This window comes from Streptomyces roseochromogenus subsp. oscitans DS 12.976 (assembly GCF_000497445.1).
In the GTDB taxonomy this organism is placed as follows: Bacteria; Actinomycetota; Actinomycetes; order Streptomycetales; family Streptomycetaceae; genus Streptomyces; species Streptomyces oscitans.
This window is the reverse complement of record NZ_CM002285.1, coordinates 4858250-4882885: the sequence shown is the minus strand read 5'-3', so window position 1 is coordinate 4882885 and position 24636 is coordinate 4858250. Positions and strand designations below refer to the sequence as shown.

General features: G+C 70.3%; 23 protein-coding genes, 3 tRNA genes and 2 pseudogenes. 17 read left to right on the top strand and 11 right to left on the bottom strand.

The genetic code is table 11. From position 1 onward, the window contains the following. Window positions 1-74 precede the first annotated feature (74 nt). From M878_RS70690 to M878_RS70650, 9 genes are all read left to right on the top strand, one after another. Window positions 75-317, top strand: coding sequence for a hypothetical protein (locus M878_RS70690; RefSeq protein WP_023548841.1), 243 nt, complete (start codon window positions 75-77; stop codon window positions 315-317). 335 nt (window positions 318-652) lie between these two features. Next, window positions 653-1189: a tRNA adenosine deaminase-associated protein gene (locus tag M878_RS70685; RefSeq protein WP_023548839.1), complete on the top strand. Its 537-nt coding sequence runs from the start codon at window positions 653-655 to the stop codon at window positions 1187-1189. Between the two features lie 56 nt (window positions 1190-1245). Continuing rightward, window positions 1246-1677: a tRNA adenosine(34) deaminase TadA gene (tadA, locus tag M878_RS70680; protein WP_023548837.1), complete on the top strand. Its 432-nt coding sequence runs from the start codon at window positions 1246-1248 to the stop codon at window positions 1675-1677. A gap of 117 nt (window positions 1678-1794) precedes the next feature. Further along, window positions 1795-1879: transfer RNA gene (locus M878_RS70675), tRNA-Ser, on the top strand. Window positions 1880-2192: 313 nt separating this feature from the next. Beyond that, window positions 2193-2372 carry a hypothetical protein gene (locus tag M878_RS70670; protein ID WP_023548835.1) on the top strand — a complete coding sequence of 60 codons (180 nt, stop codon included), beginning with the start codon at window positions 2193-2195 and terminating at the stop codon, window positions 2370-2372. Between the two features lie 10 nt (window positions 2373-2382). Further along, window positions 2383-2676 (top strand): Dabb family protein, encoded by a 294-nt coding sequence (locus M878_RS70665; RefSeq protein WP_023548833.1) that lies wholly within the window; start codon window positions 2383-2385, stop codon window positions 2674-2676. A gap of 166 nt (window positions 2677-2842) precedes the next feature. Next, a complete protein-coding gene (locus M878_RS70660) occupies window positions 2843-3733 on the top strand; it encodes an RNA polymerase sigma factor SigF (protein ID WP_051430104.1) in 891 nt (296 codons plus the stop codon). Between the two features lie 345 nt (window positions 3734-4078). Next, window positions 4079-5017 (top strand): RNA polymerase sigma factor SigF, encoded by a 939-nt coding sequence (locus tag M878_RS70655; RefSeq protein ID WP_023548829.1) that lies wholly within the window; start codon window positions 4079-4081, stop codon window positions 5015-5017. A gap of 187 nt (window positions 5018-5204) precedes the next feature. Continuing rightward, window positions 5205-5882: a hypothetical protein gene (locus M878_RS70650; protein WP_023548828.1), complete on the top strand. Its 678-nt coding sequence runs from the start codon at window positions 5205-5207 to the stop codon at window positions 5880-5882. Between the two features lie 81 nt (window positions 5883-5963). Here the strand turns inward: M878_RS70650 and M878_RS70645 are convergent, their stop codons facing one another. Next, entirely contained in the window at window positions 5964-6170 is a 207-nt protein-coding gene (locus M878_RS70645; protein ID WP_023548826.1) for a hypothetical protein, read from the bottom strand. A gap of 206 nt (window positions 6171-6376) precedes the next feature. On the opposite strand from M878_RS70645, the gene M878_RS70640 reads away from it, so the two are divergent. The 4 genes and pseudogenes from M878_RS70640 to M878_RS000000100055 all read left to right on the top strand — a co-directional run. Continuing rightward, entirely contained in the window at window positions 6377-6880 is a 504-nt protein-coding gene (locus M878_RS70640) for a MarR family winged helix-turn-helix transcriptional regulator (protein ID WP_023548824.1), read from the top strand. Between the two features lie 85 nt (window positions 6881-6965). Further along, the gene (locus tag M878_RS70635) at window positions 6966-9479 is read left to right on the top strand and encodes an MFS transporter (RefSeq protein WP_023548823.1); all 2514 of its coding nucleotides are present in this window, start codon (window positions 6966-6968) and stop codon (window positions 9477-9479) included. Between the two features lie 115 nt (window positions 9480-9594). Beyond that, entirely contained in the window at window positions 9595-10416 is an 822-nt protein-coding gene (locus M878_RS70630; RefSeq protein ID WP_023548821.1) for a YceI family protein, read from the top strand. After that, window positions 10412-10552 (top strand): annotated as a pseudogene (locus M878_RS000000100055) (pyridoxamine 5'-phosphate oxidase family protein); the annotation flags it as partial. The gene M878_RS70630 and the pseudogene M878_RS000000100055, both read left to right, overlap by 5 nt. 39 nt (window positions 10553-10591) lie before the next feature. Here the strand turns inward: M878_RS000000100055 and M878_RS70625 are convergent. The 8 genes from M878_RS70625 to M878_RS70590 all read right to left on the bottom strand — a co-directional run bounded on the left by M878_RS70625 (window position 10592) and on the right by M878_RS70590 (window position 20732). Beyond that, window positions 10592-11353: a TetR/AcrR family transcriptional regulator gene (locus M878_RS70625; protein WP_023548819.1), complete on the bottom strand. Its 762-nt coding sequence runs from the start codon at window positions 11351-11353 to the stop codon at window positions 10592-10594. A 139-nt stretch (window positions 11354-11492) separates the two neighbouring features. After that, the gene (locus M878_RS70620; protein WP_209445548.1) at window positions 11493-12920 is read right to left on the bottom strand and encodes an MFS transporter; all 1428 of its coding nucleotides are present in this window, start codon (window positions 12918-12920) and stop codon (window positions 11493-11495) included. Window positions 12921-12987: 67 nt separating this feature from the next. Next, complete coding sequence (locus tag M878_RS70615; protein WP_023548815.1) at window positions 12988-15216, bottom strand: glycosyltransferase family 39 protein; 2229 nt, start codon at window positions 15214-15216, stop codon at window positions 12988-12990. Continuing rightward, window positions 15213-16739, bottom strand: coding sequence for a bifunctional glycosyltransferase family 2/GtrA family protein (locus tag M878_RS70610; protein WP_023548813.1), 1527 nt, complete (start codon window positions 16737-16739; stop codon window positions 15213-15215). The genes M878_RS70615 and M878_RS70610 overlap by 4 nt, the downstream gene beginning before the upstream one ends. 13 nt (window positions 16740-16752) lie before the next feature. Beyond that, a complete protein-coding gene (locus M878_RS70605) occupies window positions 16753-18369 on the bottom strand; it encodes a sensor histidine kinase (protein WP_023548811.1) in 1617 nt (538 codons plus the stop codon). Continuing rightward, entirely contained in the window at window positions 18366-19106 is a 741-nt protein-coding gene (locus tag M878_RS70600) for a response regulator transcription factor (protein WP_031225397.1), read from the bottom strand. The genes M878_RS70605 and M878_RS70600 overlap by 4 nt, the downstream gene beginning before the upstream one ends. A 269-nt stretch (window positions 19107-19375) precedes the next feature. Further along, window positions 19376-20251, bottom strand: coding sequence for a DUF2797 domain-containing protein (locus M878_RS70595; RefSeq protein ID WP_078630334.1), 876 nt, complete (start codon window positions 20249-20251; stop codon window positions 19376-19378). A 124-nt stretch (window positions 20252-20375) separates the two neighbouring features. Continuing rightward, on the bottom strand, window positions 20376-20732 hold the full coding sequence (locus M878_RS70590) for an HGxxPAAW family protein (protein ID WP_023548804.1): 357 nt from the start codon (window positions 20730-20732) through the stop codon (window positions 20376-20378). 82 nt (window positions 20733-20814) lie between these two features. Here M878_RS70590 and M878_RS70585 point away from each other — a divergent pair, with 82 nt between their 5' ends. Further along, a complete protein-coding gene (locus M878_RS70585; protein WP_023548802.1) occupies window positions 20815-21306 on the top strand; it encodes a MarR family transcriptional regulator in 492 nt (163 codons plus the stop codon). 82 nt (window positions 21307-21388) lie between these two features. Then, window positions 21389-21556 (top strand): annotated as a pseudogene (locus M878_RS000000100050) (site-specific integrase); the annotation flags it as partial. A 46-nt stretch (window positions 21557-21602) separates the two neighbouring features. Here M878_RS000000100050 and M878_RS70580 read toward each other — a convergent pair. Then, window positions 21603-21675: transfer RNA gene (locus M878_RS70580), tRNA-Arg, on the bottom strand. Window positions 21676-21892: 217 nt separating this feature from the next. After that, window positions 21893-21983: transfer RNA gene (locus tag M878_RS70575), tRNA-Ser, on the bottom strand. Between the two features lie 171 nt (window positions 21984-22154). On the opposite strand from M878_RS70575, the gene M878_RS70570 reads away from it, so the two are divergent. Both M878_RS70570 and M878_RS70565 read left to right on the top strand, forming a co-directional pair. Beyond that, the gene (locus M878_RS70570) at window positions 22155-22643 is read left to right on the top strand and encodes an SSI family serine proteinase inhibitor (RefSeq protein ID WP_051430103.1); all 489 of its coding nucleotides are present in this window, start codon (window positions 22155-22157) and stop codon (window positions 22641-22643) included. Between the two features lie 229 nt (window positions 22644-22872). Beyond that, window positions 22873-24636 (top strand): PAS domain-containing protein (locus tag M878_RS70565; RefSeq protein WP_245238160.1); only part of this gene is annotated, 1764 nt, incomplete at its 3' end.

The window sequence follows — 24636 nt, the reverse complement described above, 5'->3', positions numbered from 1 at the left end:
CTCAGGACCCCCTGGTGCTGGCGTCAAACCGCCCATCCGAGGGAAAGTGGGAGGACGGACTGGGGTGGTGTGACGTGCCTGACCTGCCTGACCTTCCGGAGCACTCGCCCGGGGACGCCGAAGACGCCGCGGCCACCGGCGAGCCCGCGATACGCGGGGCCGGCGAACCCGAGACGGATGCCGAGCGACGGCGACGGCGCGCCCAGTTCCTGCGTGACCTCGCCGAGGCCCGTGAGCTGCGCGCGCGGGTCCAGCCGCGGCGCGCCAAGGCCGCCCGGCTGCGGCACGCGATGCGCATGCGGACGTTCCGCTGGTAGGCCGCCTGAAGGGGGAAAGCGCTTGGGCAAGGCCCGGTAAGAAAAGTTCTGGGTGAGGAAGATCCACGCCCGTAGCGGAGTTTGCGTGGTGGGCGTGCGTGAGTGAGTGGCAAATCCGCGTACGATCCGCAGGTGGCGGGAACGAGCGGTTGGTTGCGTCGATGACAGATCCACGATCGAAACAGCCAGACACAGGGAGCCGAAGACGTCCCCTGTGAGCCTTGTTTCTGCCACGATTCCGAGTGGGCGGGGCTCGGAGCCCAGCTCTCTCCGCCCAAGTACCTCCGCCGGGGGGACCTCCAACCGGCACGCCTATGACCAGTGGGAGAGTCACGGTGTACTTCGCCGCACTGCTCGCGCGCACCGAAGACGGGTGGGAAGCGAGCGACACAGAGCTCGACGATGTGGAAACCCTGTCGGATCTGGCCGACCTGGCCCGGGAAGCCTCTCCCGAAGAGGACACGGTGCTCGTCCTGATCGAGCAGGAGGACGCCTGGTTCGGTGTCGTCCGCGTGGACGGCGAGGACGACCCTCGCATCTACGTCTCGGACGCGGCCGCAGCCCAGCGCAGCGCGTACGGCGAGCTGCTGCTCACCGACGAACTGCTCGGCCGGGAGCCGGGCGCCGACGACGTCGACGACCTGGACTCCCTGGACCTCGACGGCACGGAGGACGGCGAGTCCGAGTCCGACGAGGACGACGAGGAGAGCGCCGCCGCCGACGCGGTCCCGCACAGCCCGGTGGGCGACAGCCAGATCCTCGACGACCTGGGCATCAGCGAGAAGGAGCTGCGCGCCCTGGACGCCGACGACGCGCTGAGCTCGATCGCCGAGGCTCTGGGCGCCTCGGAGGTGCTGGAGACCGTCCGCTGACCACCGACGACACGGCTGCCGCGGCGGACCCGGTACGCGACCGCTGGCGAGCCGCGATGCGACTCGCCCTGGACGAGGCCGAACGGGCCGTCCTGGGCGGAGACGTCCCCGTCGGCGCCGTCGTGCTGTCCCCGGACGGTACGACGGTGCTCGCCGCCGGGCACAACGAACGCGAGGCCACCGGCGATCCCACGGCCCACGCGGAGATCCTCGCGATCCGGCGGGCCGCGGCCGCGCTCGGGGAGTGGCGGCTGTCCGGCTGCACGCTCGTGGTCACCCTGGAGCCGTGCACGATGTGCGCGGGCGCGATCGTCCAGTCCCGTGTCGACCGGGTCGTCTACGGCGCCCGGGACGAGAAGGCGGGCGCGGCGGGCTCGCTGTGGGACGTGATCCGCGACCGTCGGCTCAATCACCGTCCGGAGGTCGTCGAGGGCGTACTCGCGACGGAGTGCGCCCGGCTTCTCACCGATTTCTTCCGGGGCCGGTGACAGGACCGAGCACGGAACCGATCACTGAACCGATCACAAGACCGAAGCCAGGTCCGATCACGGGACCGCCTAATTCCGATTTCGAACCATGCCCCACCTTGCTGTAAGGTCTCCCTCGGTAGCGTGTCCGAGCGGCCGAAGGAGCTCGCCTCGAAAGCGAGTGTGGCGCAAGTCACCGAGGGTTCAAATCCCTCCGCTACCGCTCGAAGAAGGGCCCCGTCGGAAGACGGGGCCCTTCTTACGTCCTGAGGAAGGGACGCGGGGGACCGGACCCTCAAGTGCGCGCCGCCGTCGGGGGGATGCGCGGCCCGCACCCCGCAGTCGGGGTCCCGTCCCCGCCCCGCGGATTCCTGCCGGACCCGCCGGGCTCTCCCCATCATGCGCCGCGCGACGGCCGGCCGGACCCGGCAAAAGACCTCGGACGGCGGGCCGTTGGTCCCTAAATGGGGCGTGAAGGTTACACTCGCCGCCGGCAGCAGGGCGCCCGCAGGGCATACACCACAGGGGAGGCCGCGGTGGCGGTGAACGCCAAGAAGATCGCCATATACGTGCTCGTGGTCTTCTGTCTGTACGTGATCATCACGGACCCGCCCAAGGCGGCCCACTACGTCCAGATAGTCTTCGAGGGCATATCGGACGCCGCCAAGGCCGTGGGCAACTTCATGACCTGGGTCGCCAACGGAGGAAAGAGCTGAGGTACATCCCATGATCCGCCATCTGGTCCTCTTCAAGCTCAACGAGGGCGTCGAACGCGACGATCCGCGGGTCGTGGCGGGGGTGGAGGCCTTCCAGGCCCTCGGCGGCCAGATCGAGGAGCTGCGCTTCTGGGAGTGCGGCTGGAACGTCAGCGACCGGCCCATCGCCTACGACTTCGCGATCAACTCGGCGGTCGAGGACACCGACGCCCTCAAGCGCTACCTGGAGCACCCGGCTCATCAGGCGGGGGTCGCGCAGTGGCGCGAGTTCGCCACGTGGGTGATCGCCGACTACGAATTCTGAGCCTCTCAGAACCCCTTAGGAACCCCTTCGGACACCCTTCGCGGGACACAGCCCTCCGCCGGAACGGCGGGGGGCTTTCGTGCGTCTTACGCCCCAACTTCTCGATGTTTGAAAACAACACGGCGTTATCTGGTGCTTGCACACAGTGCGCATCTCTTGTGATGCTATGACCACTTTTGACGGATGGTTGATCGATGAAGAGGTGGCGTTGACCGTGTCGGCCAGTACTGCGCCGCCCCAGGAGGAGGCGACCGCTCCTGCCCCCGCACCCGCTCCCACGGCCCCCGAGAAGCGGCGCGGCGCCGACACCCGAGCCCTCACCCAGGTGCTCTTCGCCGAGCTGAAGGACCTGACCCCGGGCACGCCGGAGCACCACCGGGTGCGCGGAGCACTGATCGAGGCGAACCTCCCGCTCGTGCGCTACGCGGCCGCCCGCTTCCGCTCCCGCAACGAGCCCATGGAGGACGTCGTCCAGGTCGGCACCATCGGCCTGATCAACGCCATCGACCGGTTCGACCCGGACCGGGGCGTGCAGTTCCCGACCTTCGCGATGCCGACCGTGGTCGGCGAGATCAAACGGTACTTCCGGGACAACGTCCGCACGGTCCACGTACCGCGCCGGCTGCACGAGCTGTGGGTGCAGGTCAACAGCGCGACCGAGGACCTGACCACGCTCTACGGCCGCACCCCGTCCACCGCCGAGATCGCCGAGCGCCTCCGGATCGGCGAGGACGAGGTGCTGAGCTGTATCGAGGCGGGACGGTCGTACCACGCCACCTCGCTGGAGGCCGCACAGGAGGGCGACGGACTGCCCGGCCTGCTCGACCGCATCGGCTACGAGGACCCGGCGCTGGACGGCGTGGAACACCGCGACCTGATCCGGCATCTGCTCGTCCAACTCCCCGAGCGCGAACAGAGAATCCTTCTCCTTCGCTACTACAGCAATCTCACCCAGTCTCAGATCAGCGCGGAACTCGGCGTCTCCCAGATGCATGTCTCCCGGCTCCTCGCCCGCAGCTTCCAGCGACTCCGCTCCGCGAATCGCATCGACGCATAGAGGCCATCAGAGGCCGTAGAAGCCCTCAAGGCGGAGCACGGCAGGCGCACGGAAGCACGCACCGGAACACCCCCTGCATCGCAAACCCGATCGATGCCTCACCGTCGCGGGCGAATCGCTCACCAGCACAGATGCCGACAGTTCAGAACCGAAAAGGCGTCAGACCCCTTCTTTCCAGGGCCGATTCGCATCTCGCATGTCGACATGTCACTACAGCGTGTTGCCGACATGTGACATTCTGCGGGAGACGCGTTTGCCGGGCCTTCCGCTCCGGTATTCAGGTGAAGGCTGCGTTGCTCGAAAGGCGGCGCCGCCCCGACCGTCCCGCGACCCAAAGGGGGTGGCATGTCCGCAGACCAGGGCAGCTCGAAGGTGCTGACGCCCGCGAAGAGCGAGGCAGCGCCCAAGGAGCTCGACGCACTCGACGTCCTCGACGGCATCGAGGGCGTCACGGCCCTCGACGCCGTGCCGGCCCCGCCCACCGCGGCGGCCGCCGACATCCCGGCTCCGCCGGCCTCAGGGGACATCGACACCCGCACCCTGTCCCGCTCCCTCTTCCTGCGGCTCGCCGCCCTCGACGAGGACAGCCCGGAGCGGGCCTACGTCCGGGACACCCTGATCGAGCTGAATCTGCCGCTGGTCCGCTACGCGGCCGCGCGCTTCCGCTCCCGCAACGAACCCATGGAGGACATCGTCCAGGTCGGCACCATCGGCCTGATCAAGGCGATCGACCGCTTCGACTGCGAACGGGGCGTGGAGTTCCCGACGTTCGCCATGCCGACGGTGGTCGGCGAGATCAAGCGCTTCTTCCGGGACACCTCCTGGTCGGTGCGCGTCCCGCGCCGGCTGCAGGAGCTGCGCCTGGCGCTGACCAAGGCGAGCGACGAGCTGTCCCAGAAGCTGGACCGGTCCCCGACGGTGACGGAGCTGGCCGCGGTGCTCGGCGTCTCCGAGGAGGACGTGGTCGACGGCCTCGCGGTCGGCAATGCCTACACCGCCTCCTCGCTGGACTCCCCGGCCCCCGAGGACGACGGCGGCGAGGGCTCCCTGGCCGACCGGCTCGGCTACGAGGACACCGCCCTGGAGGGCGTGGAGTACCGCGAGTCCCTGAAGCCCCTGCTGGCCAAACTCCCGCCCCGGGAGCGCCGGATCATCATGCTCCGCTTCTTCGCCAACATGACCCAGTCCCAGATCGGTGAGGAGGTCGGCATCTCCCAGATGCACGTCTCGCGCCTGCTGACCCGGACGCTGGCCCAGCTCCGGGAAGGCCTGATCTCGGACTGAGGCCGATCTCTCACCGAGGCTTCAATTCTGACGGTTCGTCAGCGACACTGGCCCGATGCTGCGAGCGACAGGGCCGGACGACACCGCTCGAACGACACGTGCGACACATGTGACACATGCGGCATGGACGCGTGGCCGCCGAGGCGCCGTTACGGCAGCGTCGGCGGCCGTCGTCTGTCTGGGCGGGGTGCTGGGAGCGTGCGCCGCTTCGAGCGGCCCGGGCGGCGGCTATGTCGCGGTCGGCGCGGCGGGCGGCCCGGAGAGCGGGCGTACGCCGGCGTCCACACCGACCGGCTCGGTGTCGCTGGTACCGCTGGACGGCGGGAGTACGCCGAGCGGCGCCTCGGGACAGAGCAACTCCCCGGCCCGAACACCCGGTTCAGGGCAGCCGGGCGGCTCGTCCGGCACCGGCGACCCCGGCGACCCCGAGCAGACCGCACCCTCCCCGGACACACCCAGCCCTTCCGGCGGTACGGGCGACACGTCCGGTCGTACGACACCCGCGCCGCCCGCATCCGGCTCGCCCGCCCCAACTCCCAGCGGCAGCACGCCCGCCGGCCCCGCCGCTCTCTCCTGGGGCGAGCCCACGACGAAGCCGGCGGATCAGCGCTGGTGCCAGAAGGTCACCGTCGCCTTCCGCAACTCCGGTGGCACGGCGGTGCGTTCCGGCTCGGTGACGTTCGGGACGCACATCATCGGCCTGCTCGGTATCGACTGGGGAACGGTCGACTCGACCGCCGGCCTGCCGGTGCCGATCGCTCCGGGCGCGCGGATGAACCCCACCTGGACGGTGTGCGTCGACGCCTGGCAGGTGCCGCTCGGCATGCACATCGAGACGCGGGACGTGTCCGTCCGGTGGAAGTAGGCGGTGGAAGCAGGAGGCGGAAGCAGGAGGCGGAAGCAGGAGGCGGAAGGAGGAGAAGGGGCGCCGAGAGCGCCGTACTCCTTACTTGAGCGCCAGCCAGGCCACGCCCGCCACCACGGCGATGGCCACGATGACACCGATGATCAAGCCGATGCGGGGACCGGAGGAGGCGGAGGTGGCGGCCGCCTGCGCCTGGCGCCCCTGGGGAGCCTCGTCGACGAACGCGCGGAACATCTGGGTGCTGCCGGCGGGGTCGTAGTTGCCCTGGGGGCCCTGGGTGTTAGCCATGGCCCGAGACACTAGCGAATCCAGGTGACCGGCCCAAGTGCGGGGCCACCGGGACAGAGGGGGGCACCTCACCCGCACCGACCTGCACATTTACGTTCGCAATACTTGCCATTGCCAAGTTTTTACATCCATGGACCCCCGGTTTGTTTGCCTGCAGCAACCAAACACCGTTATGGTTGCCCCAAGCAACGAATAAGGGAGGTGTGATGGCCGAGCAGACGCAATTCGAAGAGCTGGCGCGTCAGCTCAGTGCCGTCGGAGCCGTGAAACGGGACATGGGACGGATCCTGCCGCCCGACTGCCCGGCCGGTTCGGCCGCCGTGCTGACACTGCTCGGCCGGCACGGAGACATGCGCATGAGCAAGCTCGCGGAGCTGCTCGCCGTGGACATGTCGGTCACCAGCCGGCATGTCGCGCACGTCGCCGCGCGCGGCTGGATCGAGCGGCACCCGGACCCGGCGGACAAGCGCTCGCGCATCCTGCGCCTGACGCCCGCAGGTCTGGAGCAGCTCGACGAGCTGTCCCGGCGGACCACGCATCTGCTGGCCGAGCGGCTCGCCGACTGGACCGACGACGAGGTCAACCAGCTGATCCGGCTGATGACCCGGCTGCGCGACTCCTTCGGCGACTGCCGGTCCGCGCCGCTCCGGCACACCTCCCTGGTCGCACCCGTATTCGAAGAGACCACCCGTACACCCGCAAGCACGTAAGAGAAGGAAGCCCATGGCAACGACCACACCAGCCGGTGTGCGGGCTCATGCCAAGCACGGGGGAGGCTCCGCCGAGCACGCCCCCATGACGCACCGGCAGATCATGGAGGCCCTCTCCGGCCTCCTCCTCGGCATGTTCGTGGCGATCCTGTCGTCCACGATCGTCTCCAACGCCCTGCCGCACATCATCGGAGACCTCGGCGGCGGCCAGTCCGCCTACACCTGGGTGGTCACCGCCGCCCTGCTGTCGATGACCGCGGCCACTCCGCTGTGGGGCAAGCTCGCCGACCTGTACAGCAAGAAGGCTCTCGTCCAGATAGCCCTCGTCATCTACGTGGTCGCCTCGATGGCGGCCGGTCTGTCGCAGAACCCGGGCATGCTGATCACCTTCCGGGTGTTCCAGGGCATCGGTGTCGGCGGTCTGTCGGCCCTCGCCCAGATCGTCATGGCGGCGATGATCTCCCCGCGTGAGCGCGGCCGCTACTCCGGCTACCTGGGCGCGACCTTCGCCGTCGCCACCGTCGGCGGCCCGCTGCTCGGCGGTGTCATCACCGACACCTCCTGGCTGGGCTGGCGCTGGTGCTTCTACGTCGGTGTCCCGTTCGCGATCATCGCGCTGATCGTGCTGCAGAAGACCCTGCACCTGCCCGTGGTCAAGCGGGAGGTCAAGGTCGACTGGGGCGGCGCGTTCTTCATCTCGGCCGCTGTCTCGCTGCTGCTGGTCTGGGTCACTTTCGCCGGTGACAAGTACGACTGGCTGTCCTGGCAGACGTACACCATGGTCGGCGGTTCGATCGTCCTCGGCGCGCTGTTCGTGCTCGTGGAGTCCAGGGTGAGCGAGCCGATCATCCCGCTGCGCCTGTTCCGTAACCGCACCATCACGCTGGCCTCGCTGGCCTCGCTGTTCGTCGGTGTCGCGATGTTCACCGGCACGGTGTTCTTCAGCCAGTACTTCCAGCTGGCCCGGGACAAGTCCCCGACGATGTCCGGCGTCATGACCATCCCGATGATCGGCGGCCTGTTCATCTCCTCCACCGTCTCGGGTCAGTTCATCACCCGCACCGGCCGCTGGAAGGCGTGGCTGGTCAGCGGTGGCGTCCTGGTGACGGCCGGCCTGTGCCTGCTCGGCTCCATCCGGTACGACACCGCGTACTGGAAGATGGCGATCTTCATGGCGCTGCTGGGTCTCGGCATCGGCATGATGATGCAGAACCTGGTGCTCGCCACGCAGAACCAGGTCGCCCCGTCCGACCTCGGCTCGGCCAGCTCCACGGTCACCTTCTTCCGCTCCCTCGGCGGTGCGGTCGGCGTCTCCGCGCTCGGCGCGGTGATGTCCCACCGGATCACGCACTACGTCCAGGACGGCATCTCCGCCCTGAGCCCGAAGTACCAGGCGGCCCTGGCGGGCTCCAGCTCCACCGACAGCATCCCGGACATGAGCAAGCTGCCGGCGCCGCTGCGGACGCTGCTGGAGAGCGCCTACGGCCACGGCATCGCCGACGTCTTCTTCATCGCCGGCTGCCTCGCCGCCCTCGCCTTCCTGATCACCCTGTTCATCAAGGAGGTCCCGCTGAAGACCAAGGGTGCGCTCGCCCAGGCCGCCGAGGCCGACGCCCCGGCCGCCGCGCCCGTCGAGAACGTGGAGAACCTGAAGAACCTGAAGAACGTGGAGAACGTGGAGAACTCCGTGCGGGAGCCCGTACAGCAGAAGGTGCCCAGCTGGGCCGAGCCCGTCGTCCCGGCGGCCGGCTCCCCCGAGGCACCGGCCATGGCCACCGCCGCCGCGCCGGTGGCGACCGCCGTCGCCACGCTCGCCGAGCCCGGCTGGGGCGGTCACGGCGGCACCCCGGTGCACGGCTTCGTCCGCGGCGCCGAGAGCGCCCCGGTCCCGCAGGCCGCGGTCACCCTGATCTCGCTGGCCGGCCGCCAGCTGGGCCGCGCGGTCGCGCAGGGAGACGGCTCCTACTCCGTCGACGCCCCCGGCACCGGGTCGTACGTCCTGATCGCCTCCGCCGACGGCTACCAGCCGCAGGCTTCCACCATCGTGGTGGGCGAGGAACCGCTGCCGTACGACATCCTGCTCAGCGGCACCAGTGGACTGACCGGTGTGGTCCGGGCCGCCGGGAGTGCGCTGCCGGTCAAGGACGCCATGGTGATCGTCACCGACGTCCGCGGTGACCTGCTGGCCACCGCCGCCACCGGCGAGCAGGGCCAGTTCGCCTTCGCCGACCTGGTGCCCGGCACGGTCACCATGGCCGTCAACGCGAGCGGCTTCCGGCCGCGTGCGCTGCCGGTCGAGATCGGCGCCGCCGGGGTCACCCGGATCGAGATCGACCTGGACGCCGGCGCCCGCCTCCAGGGTGTCGTCAAGGCCCCGCACGGACCGCTGGCCGACGCCCGCGTGACGCTCGTCGACCAGGCGGGCAACGTGGTCGGCACGGCCACCACCGGCACGGACGGCGCGTACGCCTTCACCGACCTGGACAGCGGCGAGTACACCGTCATCGCGACGGGCTACCCGCCGGCGGCGACGGCCCTGACCGTGGCCGGCACCGGAGTCGACGGCCACGACATCCAGCTCGCCCACCCCGGCGAGTAGTTCCACCCGGCCCGTGGCGGGGCACGCTCCGACCGGAGAGGCCCCGCCACGGGCCGGCTGCTCATACGACTTGCTTGTACGACCGGTTTGTAAGGCTTTGCAGGGAGAAAACGGGATGGGACTGACCGCGAAGATCCGTACGCGGGACGGGTGGGCCGTGTCGCACGCGGTCGTCACGGTGACCGACATGACCGGTACGCAGGTGCTGCGCGCCGAGACCGATGCCGAGGGAGCCGTACGGGACACGACCGAGCTGACGCCAGGGGCGTACACGGTGATCGTGACGGCCATCGGCTACGCCCCCGCGGCCTCCTCCGCCATCGTCACCGCGAGCGGCCGGGCCGAGGTCGGCACGGTCACGCTGGCCCGGCAGGGCGGCACCGAGCTGCCGCCGCCCGGACCCTGGACCATCGACCCGGTGCACTCGTCCGTCGCCGCGGTCGCCCAGCACCTGGGGATCTCCAGCGTGCACGGCCGGTTCACGGAGTTCGGCGGCACCATCGAGATCGCGCCGGACGACGTCACCAAGTCCCGTGTGGAGGCGGTCATCAGGGCCGCGTCCATCGACACGGGCAACGGCATGCGCGACGGGCACCTGAAGTCCGGGGACTTCCTGGACGTGGACACCCACCCGGAGATCACCTACCGCTCCACAGGTCTGACTCAGTCGGGCTCCGACCGCTGGACGGTCCACGGCGAACTGTCCATGCACGGCGTGATCCGCCCGGTCGACCTGGACCTGGCCTACCTCGGCACCGGCGCGGACCCCTGGGGCGGCACCCGCGCCGCGTTCCGCGCGACGGCCGAACTGCACCGCGAGGACTTCGCGATGAACTACAACCAGGTGCTGCAGGCCGGGATCGCCGCCATCGGTACGACGCTGAGGGTGGAGCTGGACATCCAGGCGGTGCAGGGCGACTCGCTGCCGCAGGCGTAGGCACAGCAGGGTCAGCCTGCTGGTACTGAGTGACGAGTGGAACGGCCCCTGGGTCCAGATCGCCGGCACGGCCGAGGTCATCGACACTCCCGACTGCGTGGAACCGCCGGTCGAGTACTACCGCAACATCGCCGGTGCCGGGGGCTTTCCGGCGCGGCTGGCCACAGACCGGTGGTCAGCCGCGTTCGACCATCGCCTCGATGCCGGCGATCAGCAGGTCCAGGGCGAAGGCGAAGTCGCGGTCCAGCATCTCCTGGACCGTGTCCCCGCCGCGGGCCGCCATGATGTCCTTGGACTCCCGGATGACCTCGGCGGTCTCCGGCGTCTCGTTCACCGCGTCCATGGCCAGGCGGAAGTACTCGTCCGGGGTCATACCTGCGGCCGCGACCCGGGCGGCGAAGTGGCTCTCGATCGTGCCGTAGCCGTAGACGAACTGGAAGACGGCCGAGATGGCACCGGTGATGCCGTGCGCCGGCAGCCCCGCCTGGCGGACCACCCGCTGGACCACGCGGGAGAAGGCGAGCGAGTTGGGGCCGATGTTGAGGTAGCGCCCCGCCAGCGGCGACAGCCAGGGGTGGCGCGCCAGCACGGCCCGGTACTCGGCGGCCAGCCCCCGCAGCTGCTCGCGCCAGTCCTCGCCCGCGGCCTCGGGGCCGGGCAGCCGCAGCTCGCCGAAGGCGGCGTCCAGGGCGAGTTCGAGCAGGTCGTCCTTGGTGTCGACGTACCAGTACAGGGACATCGCGGTGACGTTCAGTTCCGCGGCCAGCCGCCGCATGGAGAACTTCGCCAGCCCCTCGGCATCGAGCAGCCGCATGGACGCGCCGGTGATCCGGTCCCGGTCCAGTCCGGAGGGCTGACCACCGCTACGACCACCCCTGCGGGCCTTCTCCTCCAGCCACACACTGGCTCGCACCGACCGCGCACCCTGGTTCACCATCGGCGCATCCTCCTGAAATTCCGGCCAAGTGGTCCAACCTTAGGGGCGCGGGGCCGTGTCTGATCATGCGGCTCCGCCGCGTGGGCAGCATCAGACACAACGCACCCGCAGCCGCACGATTACCCACTGCCACGAGCTCTTAGGCGACCGCCCGCTCCGCCCGTCGAAGCAACCCCGCCGCCAGGAATCCTCCGGCCAGCACGGCAACGGCCCCCACCAACTGACCGGCGCCCAGACCGGCCGACAGCGACTTCCCCGACGCCACGGAAGAGCTGAGCACAGCGCCCAGAACGGCGACACCAAGACCGTTCCCGAATTCAGCAAGGGTGCCATTGATACCGGCTCCAACCCCCGCCTTCTCCGGAGGAATCGCGCTCATGATGGCGTGGGCCATCGCCGGGTTGGCGATCGCGCACCCCGCACCGATCAGCAGCAGACCGAGCAGCGTCCCGGCGTATCCCCCGGATTCCAGCTCCGCTATGGCCAGCAGTCCGCAGGACATCAGCACCATCCCGAGCGCGATGGAAACCGGCGTACCCAGTCGCCCGGACCACTTGGCCGACAGTCCGCTGAAGTTGAGCAGCACCACCGTCAACGCCAGCGGAGCGGTCCGCAGCCCCGCCTCCAAAGGCCCGTATCCGAGCACGAACTGCAGATGCTGGGTCAGCAGGAACAGCGCCCCTCCCATGCCGAAGGTGATGAGCACGGCCCCGGACACCGCGCCGATGAACCGCTGGTTGCGGAAGAAATGGACGTCGAGCATCGGATCGGCGACGCGGCTCTCCCACCAGGCGAAGGCACCGAGCAGCAGCGCCGCCACCGGGACCGAGACGAGGACGTGCGCCGACGTCCAGCCGTACCGCGGCCCGGAGATGATCGCGTAGACGAGCGAGGCCATGCCGATCGTCGACAGCACCGCGCCGAGCAGGTCGGGCCGGTCGCCCCGGCCGGGGGGTCCGGGGGTCGTCCCCCGGGAAGACGCAGCCTTGGACTCCGGTACGAGGGCCACCACCGCGACCAGGCCCAGCACCGCGACCGGGATGTTGATCAGGAAGATCGCACCCCACCAGAAGTGGTTCAGCACGACCCCTCCGATGAGCGGACCCGCGGCGAAACCGAGCGCGGCGACCGCGCTCCAGATCCCGATCGCCTTCGGCTGCTCCTCGGGCGTGAAGATCTGCATGGCCACGGCGAGCGTGGTGGTGAGCAGCAGCGCGCCGCCGATGCCCATGCCGGCCCGCGCGGCGATCAACTGGCCGGTGGATCCGGCGAGTCCGGCCACGAGCGAGCCGATGCCGAACAGGGCGAGCCCCGCGACGAGCATCTTCTTGCGGCCGTAGCGGTCGGCGGCGCTGCCCGCGGTGAGCAGCAGCCCGGACTGCACCAGGGAGTAGGCGTTGATCATCCACTGGATGTCGGAGGTGGCCGCGTGCAGCTCGCGGGTGAGCGAGGGGATGGCCACGTTCAGGACGGTGTTGTCGAGCAGCACGGTGAGCTGCGCGAGACAGATGACGCCGAGGATCAGCCAGCGCTGGGGGTGACCTCGATGGCTTGGGGAAGCAGACATGTCGTACACCGTATAGCAGTTCCTATACGGTGTACGACTCGTTTTCCGCCGACTGGTTTTCCCCTGGTCAGCCGCTCTTCTTCTGGGTGAGGTCGTAGAAGGTGGCCGAACCGACCGTGACCTTCTTGAAGGTGCTCTCGATCCACGAGCTGATCTGGGAGCCCGTACCGCTGCTGCTGCCGCCGCCCGCGCCGAAGCCGCCGCCTGAGATGAAGTAGTGGATCTTTCCGTCTTCCACGTACTTCTTGAACTGCGCCAGCGTCGGGGACGGGTCGGTGCCGTTGAAGCCGCCGATCGCCATCACCGGGTCACCGGTGGCGAGCTGGTAGCTGGCCGCGTTCTGGGAGCCGATGGACGCGGCGACCCAGGTGTACCGGGACGCGTTCTCCGCCAGCAGCCTCTTCGCGGCGGAGGAGACGTTCGCGCCGTTCAGCAGGCCGCCGGCACCCATGCCGCCGCCCCTACCGCCCTCTCCCATACGGCCGCCGCCGGGGAAGCCGTTGCCGTTCTGCCGGCCCTGAGTGCCGCCGTTCTGGCCCGGCACGCCCCCGCCCGGGAAGCCGCCGGTACCGCCGCCCGGGAAACCGTTGCCGTCCCGGCCCTGAGCGTTCCCGTTGCCGTTCTGTCCTTGGCCCTGGCCCTGGCCCTGGCCCTGCTGGCCCGGCATGCCGCCACCGAAACCGCCGCGCAGGCCACCGCCCTTGCCACCGCCCATCCGGCCGCCGCCGAAGCCCATCATGCTCGCGCCCGCCGGACCCGCCGTCGGGATGGAGCCGGTGTGCGCGGAGTCCACCGTGCTGAGGGTGTACGCCGTCGGACCGGCGAGCGCGGCCACCAGACCGACCGCCGCCGCCCCGAGGGCCAGCTGCCGGGAGATCCGGCCGGCGAAGACCAGGCCCAGCGCGGCCGCCAGACCGCCGATCAGCACCAGCCACTTCAGCCAGGGGAGATAGGTGGAGGTGCGGCTGAGCAGGACGTATCCCCAGGCGGCCGCCGCCACGACGGACGCGGCGAGGGTGATCGACGCCCAGATCTCCGTGCGCCGCTCCCACAGCAGCCCGGCGCCCATGCCGATGACGGCCGCCAGGTAGGGAGCGAGCGCCACCGTGTAGTACTGGTGGAAGATGCCCGCCATGTAGCTGAAGACCACCATGGTGGTCAGCAGCGAGCCGCCCCACACCAGGAACGAGGCCCGGGTGACGGACGTACGGCGCGCCTTCCCGGTCGCCCACAGGCCCGCGATCAGCAGGATCAGCGCGGCCGGGAGCAGCCAGGAGATCTGGCTGCCGATCTCGGAGCTGAACATCCGGTCCCAGCCGGTCGCGCCCCAACGGCCCGAGCCGCCCGCGCCGCCACCGCCGCCGACGCTGCCGGTCTCGTCGCCGCTGATGCGGCCGAGGCCGTTGTAGCCGAAGGTCAGCTCCAGGAAGCTGTTGTTCTGCGAACCACCGATGTAGGGGCGTGAGGAGGCCGGCCACAGCTCCACTATCGCGACCCACCAGCCGCCGGAGACGACCAACGCACCCGTGGCGAGGGCCAGTTGACCGAGCCGCTTCTTCAGCGGCACCGGGGCGCAGACGGCGTAGACGATCGCCAGCGGCGGCAGGATCAGGAACGCCTGCAGGGTCTTGGCGAGGAAGGCCGAGCCGATCGCGGCCCCGGCCCACACCAGCCACTTCGTCCGGCCGTCCTCCACCGCCCGTACGACGAAGTAGCAGGCCAGCGCCATCAGCAGGGCCAGCATCGCATCGGGGTTGTTGAACCGGAACATCAGCGCCGCGACCGGGGTGAGCGCGAGCACCCCGCCCGCGACCAGACCGGCAACCGGGCTGAACCGGCGCCGTACCGCCGCGTACACGACCGCCACCGTGCCGACGCCCATCAGGACCTCAGGGGTGAGGATCGCCCAGGAGTTCAGGCCGAAGATCCGCACCGACAGCTCCATCGGCCACAGGAAGGCCGACGGCTTGTCCACGGTGATCGCGTTGCCCGCGTCCAGCGAACCGAAGAAGAACGCCTTCCAGGACTTGCTTCCCGCCTGAACGGCCGCCGAGTAGAAGGAGTTGGCGTAGCCGGAGGCGCTGAGGTCGTACAGGTAGAGCAGGAGGGTGGCGGCCAGCAGACCGAGGAAGGCCGGGCGCGCCCAGCGCGGGTCCTCGGGGCGGCCGCGCCACAGTCTGCGGACGAACGGCTGCTCGGGCTCACCGGCCCGGTGCGAGGGCGGCGCTGCGGTCGGCGGCGGGCTCCAGGCGGCGGGGCTGCCCGCCGGCGTCAACTGGTCGTAGTGGGTGGTCATCGGGGATCCCCCGGATCGGTGTCGTGAGGGCGCACCGGCTGCAGTCGCATGGTGGCGTCCCTCCAGCTGCCGTCCGCGGCTTCACCGGCGCGGACCTGGGTGGTCTGGTGCGGTTGCTCGTACGACTGCTCGTACGGCTGCCCGTACGACTGCCCGTACGACTGCTGGTGCGGCACCGGCCGCTGCGGCAGCGGTGCGTAAGGGGCCGTAGGGGCCGCCGTCGTGCTGTAGGTCGGGGAGGACGGAGTGTGGGCGGCGACCACCGTCGAGCCGGTGCGGGACTCGCCGCGGTCCGGGAAGACCCAGGCGCGGAAGAGCAGGAAGCGCAGCACGGTCGCGGCGAGGTTGGCGGCGATGAGCACCGCCAGCTCGGTGGAGTGCGCCGGGTTGTCGCTGGCCGCGTTCAGGGCGGCCAGGGAGCCACTGGTCAGCACGAGACCGATGCCGAAGACGACCAGGCCCTGCGCCTGGTGCCGTACGGCGCCGCCCCGGCCGCGCACCCCGAAGGTCAGCCGGCGGTTGGCGGCGGTGTTGGCGACCGCCGAGACCAGCAGCGCGAGCGCGTTGGCGACCTGGGAGCCGGAGAACTGCCGGAAGAGGCTGTAGAGCACCAGGTAGAACAGGGTCGACAGGCCGCCGATCACGCAGAACCCGACCAGCTGGCGGGCAAGTCCCGTGGGGACGTTGGTCAGTTCGCGGTCGCGCGGATCGTCGCCGAAGGGCCGGGTGAGGCGGTCCAGCGGGAGTGAACCGGTGGCCAGCGCCTTGCCGACCCGCCACACACCCTTCAGGTCGTCCGTCGCCGTCTTCACGATGTGCACGGTGGAGTCGGGGTCGTCGACCCAGTCGACCGGCACCTCGTGGATCCGGAGCCCCGCGCGCTCGGCGAGCACCAGCATCTCGGTGTCGAAGAACCAGCCGGTGTCCTCCACCAGCGGCAGCAGCACCTGCGCCACATCCCGCCGGATCGCCTTGAAGCCGCACTGCGCGTCGGAGAAGCGAGCCTGGAGCGAACCGCGCAGGATCAGGTTGTAGGCCCGGCTGATGAACTCCCGCTTGGGGCCGCGCACGACCCGGGAGGCGCGGGCGAGCCGGGAGCCGATCGCGAGGTCCGAGTGACCGGAGATCAGCGGCGCCACCAGCGGCAGCAGGGCGTTGAGGTCGGTGGACAGATCGACGTCCATGTAGGCGAGGATCGGGGCGTTCGACGCCGACCACACGGTCCGCAGTGCCCGTCCCCGGCCCTTCTGCTCCAGGCGGAAGTTGGTGACCTCGGGGATCTCCGCCTCCAGCCGCGCGGCCACCTGCGGGGTGCTGTCCGTGGACGCGTTGTCCGCGATCGTGATGCGGAACGCGTACGGGAAGGTGTGTTTGAGGTGCTCATGCAGTCTGAGCACACAAGGCTGGAGGTCCTTCTCCTCGTTGTAGACGGGGATCACTACGTCCAGGACAGGCGTACCGGCGTCGCCGGCCGGGAGGTGCTCCCGCGCCGGCAGAGTGCCGGGAGAAGAGTCGGTTCGCATGGACCGACTCTCGTCAAGCCCCCTGTTGCACCCATGTGGTGGCACTGTGCTGTGCCTGTGAGTGCGACTGCCAGTCGGTTGCGGGAGCCGGCCGGACAGCGGCCGGGGCAAGCGCGGGCAGATGCACCGTGAACACGGTCCGGCCCGGAACGCTGTCCACCGTCACGGCACCGCCGTGCGCGGTCGCGACGGCCTGCACGATGGCGAGCCCGAGCCCGGTGGACCCGGTGGCCCGCGACCGCGCGGAGTCGCCGCGCGCGAACCGCTCGAAGACGTGCGGCAGCAGATCGGGCGGAATGCCCTGCCCGTTGTCCTCGACATCGACACACATCCACGACCCGCGCCGCTGCACGCGCGCGGTGACGGTCGTACCGGGCGGGGTGTGCTTGCGGGCGTTGCCGAGCAGGTTGACGAGCACCTGCTGGATCCGCGCCGCGTCCGCCGACACGAGCGCCGGCTCATCGGGCAGGTCGAGCCGCCAGTTGTGATCCATGCCGGCCGCGCGGGAGTCGCTGATGGTGTCCACGACCAGCGGGATGAGATCGGTCTGCTCGAACTGCAGCGGCCGCCCCGCGTCGAGGCGGGCGAGGAGGAGGAGATCCTCGACGAGGAGGGTCATCCGGCCCGCCTCGGACTCGATACGGCCGAGGGCATGCCGCGTATCGGGACCCACCTGCTCCCGCCCGCGCCGGGTCAGCTCGGCGTACCCGCGAATGGAGGCGAGGGGCGTGCGCAGCTCATGACTGGCGTCGGCGACGAACTGCCGTACCCGCATCTCGCTCTGCTGCCGGGCGTGCAGCGCACCATGCACATGATCGAGCATGCGATTGAGTGCGGCCCCGACCTGCCCGACCTCGGTGTGCGGATCGCACTCGGACTCCGGAACCCGCTCGCTGAGATTCACCTCGCCGGTGTGCAGCGGCAGTTCGGAGACCCGGGTGGCGGTGTGGGCGACCTTGCGCAGGGGGCGGGTGGCTACGCCGACGATGACGGTACCGGCGAGGGTGGCGGCGATGAGACCGGCGGCGGTGACGCTGATCTCTACGAGGATCAGGGTGTTGATGTTGCCGTCGACGTCACTGGTCGGGACGGCGGCGTAGAAGCTGCCGTTGGGCCCGGTCTTGAATTCGACGCGGAACGAGCCCAGGTCCGGCAGATCGACGGTCCGCACGGTCCGGTCGATCTGAGGCACAGAGGACAGCGCGGCGAGCTGGGCCCCGGTCAGCGGCTTGGCGCTCATCTGGAAGTTGGACCGGGACTTCTGGCCGCGTCGTGAGTCGGTGATCCGGCCGTTCTCGACCTTGGCCACGACTGTCGTACCGCTCGGCTGGGGCCCCCTGGTGACGAAGTCCGTCAGATCGACCGTCTTCGGGCGGTCCCGTCCGTCGAGCCCGTCCCTGCCCGGCTGGCCCGGCGGCCCGAACTGGCCCGACGCCCGGGCCGCGACCTCGTTCAGCTGGCCGTCGAGCTGGCCGTACAGATGAGACCGCAGCGCCAGCGTCGTCACCGTCCCGATCACCGCACACACGACGGCGATCAGCGCCACGGACGCGACGACGAGCCGCGCCCGCAGGGTGCGCGGCTGTCCCGCTCGTCGCTTCCGCGGACCCGGCCGTCGTCGCCGGCTCATGACGCGGCGGGCTTGATCAGGTAACCGGCACCGCGCCGGGTGTGGATCATCGGCTCGCGGCCCGCGTCGATCTTCCGCCGCAGATACGAGATGTACAGCTCGACGACATTGGCCTGCCCGCCGAAGTCGTACGACCAGACCCGGTCCAGGATCTGCGCCTTGCTGAGCACACGCCGTGGATTGCGCATGAGAAAGCGCAGCAGCTCGAACTCGGTGGCGGTGAGATGGATCGACTCCCCGGCCCGCGACACCTCGTGACTGTCCTCGTCCAGGGTCAGATCCCCCACGACGAGCACGGAGTCGGAGCGCCGATCGGCAGCGCCGGACCTCCGAATGAGCCCCCGCAGCCGCGCCACGACCTCCTCCAGACTGAACGGCTTGGTGACATAGTCGTCCCCGCCGGCGGTGAGCCCGGCGATACGGTCCTCGACGGCGTCCTTGGCGGTCAGGAACAGCACGGGCACGTCGGGCAGTTCGCGCCGCAGCCGCCCGAGGACGGCCAGCCCGTCCATGTCGGGCAGCATCATGTCGAGCACGACGGCGTCGGGCCGGAACTCACGGGCGGTCTGGATGGCACCCTGCCCATCCCCCGCACTCCTGATCTGCCAGCCCTCGTAACGAAGGGCCATGCTCAGCAGTTCGGTGATCGACAACTCGTCGTCCACCACAAGCACCCGGACGGGGCTCCCGTCCGGCCTCAGCAGTTCGGTGCGCCCCTGGGGCGAGGTCGTGGTCATGGTGGACACCTTGTCGCCGTCCTCTGAGAGGAGGCTTTCCCGGATCTGTGATTTCCCTGAGAAACACACAGGTACCTCTCAGGCGGCCCCTGGGAAGCGGAAGGGGTCAGACCCGGTGGCCGAGGGTCTGCCTTCGGCGGCTGAGGGCCGGACTTCAGCGGCTGAAGACGTGACTGTGCTCGACCCGGGAGATGTGCATCGCGTACCGCTCGTACCACCGTCCACGCCCGTGCCGCTCGGCCGCGAGGTGCGCAGCTGTCTGCTCCACCTCAGAACAGGCCCTCTTGCTCCTGTGTGAACTCCCGCACCGGGAAGGTGAGTCCATCCACGCCCGAAGCAGCCGGCGGCACCAGCTCCCACCCCGCGATCAGCCGCGTGTCGAGTACGACGACCCCGCGCTCCCCGACCGCCAGATGCAGATCGGGCCCGGCGGCCGAGACCAGCTCACCGCTCACGGCTCCGCCCGGGGCCAGCTCCACGACCTCACCGAACGCGGCCGTCGCCCGGTCGAGCCCGAAAACCCTGAAGTGATCGGTCACTTCACAGGGCTCCGGCCGCAGGGACTCCGGCCACCCGGTGAGCGCCACGGCCCGCGCGTGCAGCTCCCGCACCTCGGCGGCACGCTCGTCCGCGGTCCCCGGCAGGGCCGCCCGCACGGCCCGCTTCTCGGCGTACGCGATCCGGTCCGGCACCCGGAGCGTGGCCCGCAGCAGCTCTTCGGTGCGCCGGGCGGCCATCAGCGGACCGGCACCGAGCCAGCTGAAACAGACGGCACCCTGTTCGAGCAGCCGCGCGCTGCCCCGCTCGACGGCGGTGATCCCGACCTTGACCATCCCGGGCCCGAACCACGCCAGATACACCCGGTACGGCCGAGGGTCGTCGGCGATCGTGTCGGCGGCCACGGAATGCGAACGCTCCAGCCGCGCACACTCCTCGCACCGGGCCCCCGTACTCCGCCCCGGTACCAGGGCCCGCACCGGGCACACATGCCCCCGCGCCCCCGCACACGTCCGCACACCCCCTTCCGGCACCGCGAAACCGACCCGCTTCCCCCAGGGCAGCCCACTGCGCCGCCCGCCGTCCCACGCCAGCACTGGCCCATCGGACGACCAGCGCAGTCCGGTGCACTTCCATACCTGTCCCATCACTCCTGAGGGTAGGCGGTGGGTCTGACAACGGGCTGCGGGCGGCAGGCGGCCCTGTTTCCGCCCTCCACCCGGAAGCCAGGGACGGACGGCGATCACCAACTGCCGTTCCCTGACATCGGATTCATTCGACTGGTGACAGAGGCATCGATTCGGCGCCCTTCGTCACGGGCGCCACGGCGGTCCGGCGCTCCCGCCCCGCCAGCCGGCAGCTGACGCATGTGACGTGCCCCTCCCGGACCTGCGCATCCCGGACCCGCATGCCCCACTGCTCTCGCGGACGTACACCCGGCGGCTTGCCCCAGCCGGTCAGATGCAGGACCCATGTCACCACCACGCTCACGGCCGCGACGGCGAGCCCGCCCACGACCACCGGCAGCGAGGCCTCGCACACCCCCAGCCCGACCACACCGCTTCCCACCGTCGCGATGCCGAAGCCGGTCCAGCCGGCGATCGTGTGACCCTCGTCGTACAGACTCATACAGCGCCTCCGAGGACGAGATTCCCTCACGAGCCAAGACATTTACTCATCGAATATCTCACGAGCTAAGGGATTCCGAAAGATGCACGGCACGCCGCGACCGCCCGCCACCCCGGCCCAGGCGCTGTCGGCGATGGACCACCTCATCGCCGCCCACGTGATCGGACAGCAGGAGCTGGCCCGGCGGCTGGGTCTGAACGTCACCGACCTGACCTGTTTCGCCTTCGTCCTGGAGGCCGGCGACGACCTGCTGACGGCCGGCGACCTCGCCGCCCGCGCCCATGTCACCACCGGCGCGGTGACCGGCATCCTCAACCGCCTCGAACGCGCCGAATATGTCACCCGCCGCCCCGACCCCACGGACCGCCGCCGGGTCCGTGTGGCAGCCGTACCGGCCGCCGTCACCCGCGTCGAGGCGGTGTACGCCGGCCACTACAAACGCCTGACGGCCCTGTTCTCCGACTACTCCCCCGAAGAACTGGCGATCATCACCGACTGGTTCACCCGCGCCACGGACTTGGCGCACGAGTACCTCGAGAAACTGAACCGGAACGACCCCGACGAGGAGTGCTGACGCGCACCCGCGTCGGAGCCGGCGCGGACGGCGCCGCTGATCGCGATCCCGAGGGCGCGCCCGGTGGCCGCGTCCGGTACGGACCTGGCCGTCCCGGCGGGTCGTCCAGGCGGCCCATGCTGCCCTGCGGGCCGCACTCACTCACGCCGTGACCGAGGAGGAGATCAGCAAGAACGTTGCCTCCCTGGTCAGGGTTCCAAAACCTCGGCGCCGCCGGATCAAGCCCTGGTCCGTGGCCGAGGCGGGGCGCTTGAAACGCCGAAGGCCCCGGATATCTCCGGGGCCTTCGACCTGTGTGCACTCGGCAGGATTCGAACCTGCAACCTTCTGATCCGTAGTCAGATGCTCTATCCGTTAAGCTACGAGTGCTTGTTCTTTTGTCTTGCCCCCGGCTCCCGGTCCTTTCGGCCCGCTCGCGGCGACAGGAAGAACATTACATGACTGCCGCCGCCATGTGAAATCCGTTCCGCATACCCCTTGTGACCTGCGGAAACGCCGAAAGAGGGTCCGGCAGAGGGCGTCGGGCGAGCCGCGGGGTGGGAACGCCGAAGCCCCGGTCCTGGGGACCGGGGCTTCGGGATCGGGGCGGAGGCGGAGGGATTTGAACCCTCGATGGGCTTTAAGGCCCAAACCGCATTAGCAGTGCGGCGCCATAGACCGGACTAGGCGACGCCTCCAGCACAACCGCTCACGCGAGCGCGCGAATGGTGCGTGCAGATGATGACACAGCCGCGCGGCCCGTCACCAATCGCCCCCCACGGTACTAGGCAGTCGGGCCGCAGGGCAAAGGGCTTCCGCCCGGCGAGGCGCGGACGCAACATCCGGCGGGCCGGGGCGTTGGGCAGGGCATGGTCATTCGTCTTCAGCAGGGCCCCGTGCGCGGCGGCGGTGTGTCGGTCCTCGCCGTCGTTTCGGGTCTTCTCGCCCTCTCCGCCGTACCCGCCGTCGCCGTATCCGCCGCGCCGCCGCCCGTGCGGCCCGAGGACCAGGCCGGTGATCACCTCACCGTGGTCGTGCGGCATGCCGGACCCGAGCGGGACGGGGCACACGAGCTGTTCTGTCATCCGGCCGGCGGGAGCCACCCGGACGCGGCGCAGGCCTGCCGGACGCTGGACGAGCGCACGCGGTGGGGGCAGGACCTCTTCGCCCCGGTGGCGCCCGGCACCACCTGCACCATGCTCTACGGCGGACCGGCCACCGCCCATGTGACCGGCACCTGGGCCGGACGCAGCGTCGACGCCACCTACGACCGCAGCAACGGATGCGAGATCGGGCGGTGGGACCGGATGGTGCCGCTGCTGCCGGAGCTGGGCCTGGCTGGATCACCGGTCACGTAAAGGTCCCGCGAAAGTCTCGCGGAGCGGCTCTGGTGGCCGGAGGCCGTGGTCCGGGTGTCGTCGGGGTGTGGGCACGCGTTCGGTGTCACTTCGTCGTGGGACCTCCCTCTCATCCGGCGTCGCGAGCGCAATGTGTGCGCTTAGACTCCCTCGCGTGACACGTCGCGGGCCCCTTGGCAAGATGGCCCGAGCGGTCGGCAAGGTGCGGTAACAGGGAGGAAGGCGTCTCGTGAGCAGCAGGCCATCCCGAGGCGCTGCTCGCCTCGCAGCCATACTCGACGCGCTGCCGGACGCGTTGGTCCTGGTCAACGCCAACGGAACCGTCGTCAACGCGAACACCATCGCGCTGGAGGCCTTCGAGGCACCGGGCACGGCGCTCGTCGGGCGCGGGCTGCTCGATCTGCTGCCCGAGTTCGACTCGCGGCTCATCCCCGGGTCGATGCGCCGGCCCGCTCACATGGATCCACGGGGGCGGACCAAGCCGACCCGGATGATCGCCCGGCGGACCGACGGGAGCGAGTTCCCGGTCGAGGTCACGAGCGCGAATCTGGAGAACGGGCAGCAGGCGTACGACGGTTACGGCTACACCGGCGACGAGCTGCTGATGATCGTCGTACGGGACCTGTCCGGGACCGTCGACACCGAGGCTGAGCTGGCACGCTCGCAGCGGCAGACCGAGATGATTCTGAGGGCCGCGGCTGAAGGCGTCGTGGGGACCGACACCGACGGGCGGATCGTGCTCGTCAATCCGGCCGCCGCTCAGATACTGGGGTACCGGGCCGGTGAGCTGGGCGGCAAGGAGCTGCACGCCCTGGTGCTGCACTCGCGCGCCGACGGCTCCCCCTTCCCGTACGAGGAGTCCCCGCTCGCCGACACCCTGCGCTCCGGGCGCAAGCACCGGGTGCGCGGGCAGGTGCTGTGGTCCAAGGGCGACCAGAAGGTGTCCGTCGACCTGACCACCGCTCCGGTGCGCGACGGGGACCAGCTCGTCGGTGCCGTGATGACCTTCACCGACCGGCGGCCGTACGAGGCCCTGGCCGAGGAGAAAGCCGCGCAGGAGAAGGCGTACGCGGAGGAGGTCGAGCGGCTCTCCGAGGAGCACGCCTCCGATCTGACCGCGCTGCGGCAGTCGCACGTCACCGAGGTCGAGGAGCTGCGCGAGCAGCACGCCGAGGAGCTGGCGGCCGGCGAGGAGCGGTACGCCGCGCTCGCCGAGCGGGAGAAGGACCGGTACGAGGCACTCGCCGGCCGGCACGAGCAGCTGCTGACCCTGCTCGCGCAGTCGCTGCGCGGGCCGCTCGACGAGCTGCGCCGCGAGCTGGCCGCCCTGGCCGCCGACGACGCCGGGCAGCTGTGGCCCGAGGCCAACCAAGTGCTGCACCATCTGTCGGCCGGGTACTCCCGCATCACCACCCTCATCGACAACGTCCTCGGCTACCAGCGGCTGGACGCGGGTACCGAGGACATCAGCCGTACGAAGGTGATGCTGGACGCCGTCGTCGCCGCCGGTGTGGACGGGGCCGTCGAGCTGATCGGTCCGGGCCGGGTGCAGTTCGCCGTGCACGCGCCGCCCATCGAGGCCGAGGTCGACCCGCAGCGGCTCGCCACCGCGCTCGCCCACCTCGTGGCGGACGTGGCCGGTGTCGACGCGACCGGCAACTCGCCCGTCTCCGCGGGCGGTTACCTGGACAACACGGTCGTGGTCGCGGCCGCGCAGCGCGGCGAGGTGGCGCGGATCGAGGTGCGCGGGCCGTACGCCGGGGGAGACGCGGTGCACGAGCCGATCGTGCGCGGAATCGTCCGGGCCCACGGCGGCGTGCTGCAGACGCATGAGGTGCCGGGCATGAGCGGCAGCGCGTATGTGCTGGAAGTGCCGCTCGGCGGTGGCGGCGGAGCGGTCGCCGGGGCGATCGGCGGTCAGCTGCCCGCCGCGCTTCCCGCCGCGCAGGAGCCGACCGGGCAGGACGCGACCGGGCAGGTCTCCGGCGCCGGT

Excerpts from the sequence above, each read along its gene's own strand:
- tadA (WP_023548837.1), top strand. The coding sequence starts at position 1,246 with ATGCGACTCGCCCTGGACGAGGCCGAACGGGCCGTCCTGGGCGGAGAC.
- M878_RS70665 (WP_023548833.1), top strand. The coding sequence starts at position 2,383 with ATGATCCGCCATCTGGTCCTCTTCAAGCTCAACGAGGGCGTCGAACGC.
- M878_RS70660 (WP_051430104.1), top strand. The coding sequence starts at position 2,843 with ATGACCACTTTTGACGGATGGTTGATCGATGAAGAGGTGGCGTTGACC.
- M878_RS70655 (WP_023548829.1), top strand. The coding sequence starts at position 4,079 with ATGTCCGCAGACCAGGGCAGCTCGAAGGTGCTGACGCCCGCGAAGAGC.
- M878_RS70645 (WP_023548826.1), bottom strand. The coding sequence starts at position 6,170 with ATGGCTAACACCCAGGGCCCCCAGGGCAACTACGACCCCGCCGGCAGC.
- M878_RS70640 (WP_023548824.1), top strand. The coding sequence starts at position 6,377 with ATGGCCGAGCAGACGCAATTCGAAGAGCTGGCGCGTCAGCTCAGTGCC.
- M878_RS70635 (WP_023548823.1), top strand. The coding sequence starts at position 6,966 with ATGACGCACCGGCAGATCATGGAGGCCCTCTCCGGCCTCCTCCTCGGC.
- M878_RS70630 (WP_023548821.1), top strand. The coding sequence starts at position 9,595 with ATGGGACTGACCGCGAAGATCCGTACGCGGGACGGGTGGGCCGTGTCG.
- M878_RS70625 (WP_023548819.1), bottom strand. The coding sequence starts at position 11,353 with ATGGTGAACCAGGGTGCGCGGTCGGTGCGAGCCAGTGTGTGGCTGGAG.
- M878_RS70620 (WP_209445548.1), bottom strand. The coding sequence starts at position 12,920 with ATGTCTGCTTCCCCAAGCCATCGAGGTCACCCCCAGCGCTGGCTGATC.
- M878_RS70615 (WP_023548815.1), bottom strand. The coding sequence starts at position 15,216 with ATGACCACCCACTACGACCAGTTGACGCCGGCGGGCAGCCCCGCCGCC.
- M878_RS70610 (WP_023548813.1), bottom strand. The coding sequence starts at position 16,739 with ATGCGAACCGACTCTTCTCCCGGCACTCTGCCGGCGCGGGAGCACCTC.
- M878_RS70605 (WP_023548811.1), bottom strand. The coding sequence starts at position 18,369 with ATGAGCCGGCGACGACGGCCGGGTCCGCGGAAGCGACGAGCGGGACAG.
- M878_RS70600 (WP_031225397.1), bottom strand. The coding sequence starts at position 19,106 with ATGACCACGACCTCGCCCCAGGGGCGCACCGAACTGCTGAGGCCGGAC.
- M878_RS70595 (WP_078630334.1), bottom strand. The coding sequence starts at position 20,251 with ATGGGACAGGTATGGAAGTGCACCGGACTGCGCTGGTCGTCCGATGGG.
- M878_RS70590 (WP_023548804.1), bottom strand. The coding sequence starts at position 20,732 with ATGAGTCTGTACGACGAGGGTCACACGATCGCCGGCTGGACCGGCTTC.
- M878_RS70585 (WP_023548802.1), top strand. The coding sequence starts at position 20,815 with ATGCACGGCACGCCGCGACCGCCCGCCACCCCGGCCCAGGCGCTGTCG.
- M878_RS70570 (WP_051430103.1), top strand. The coding sequence starts at position 22,155 with ATGGTCATTCGTCTTCAGCAGGGCCCCGTGCGCGGCGGCGGTGTGTCG.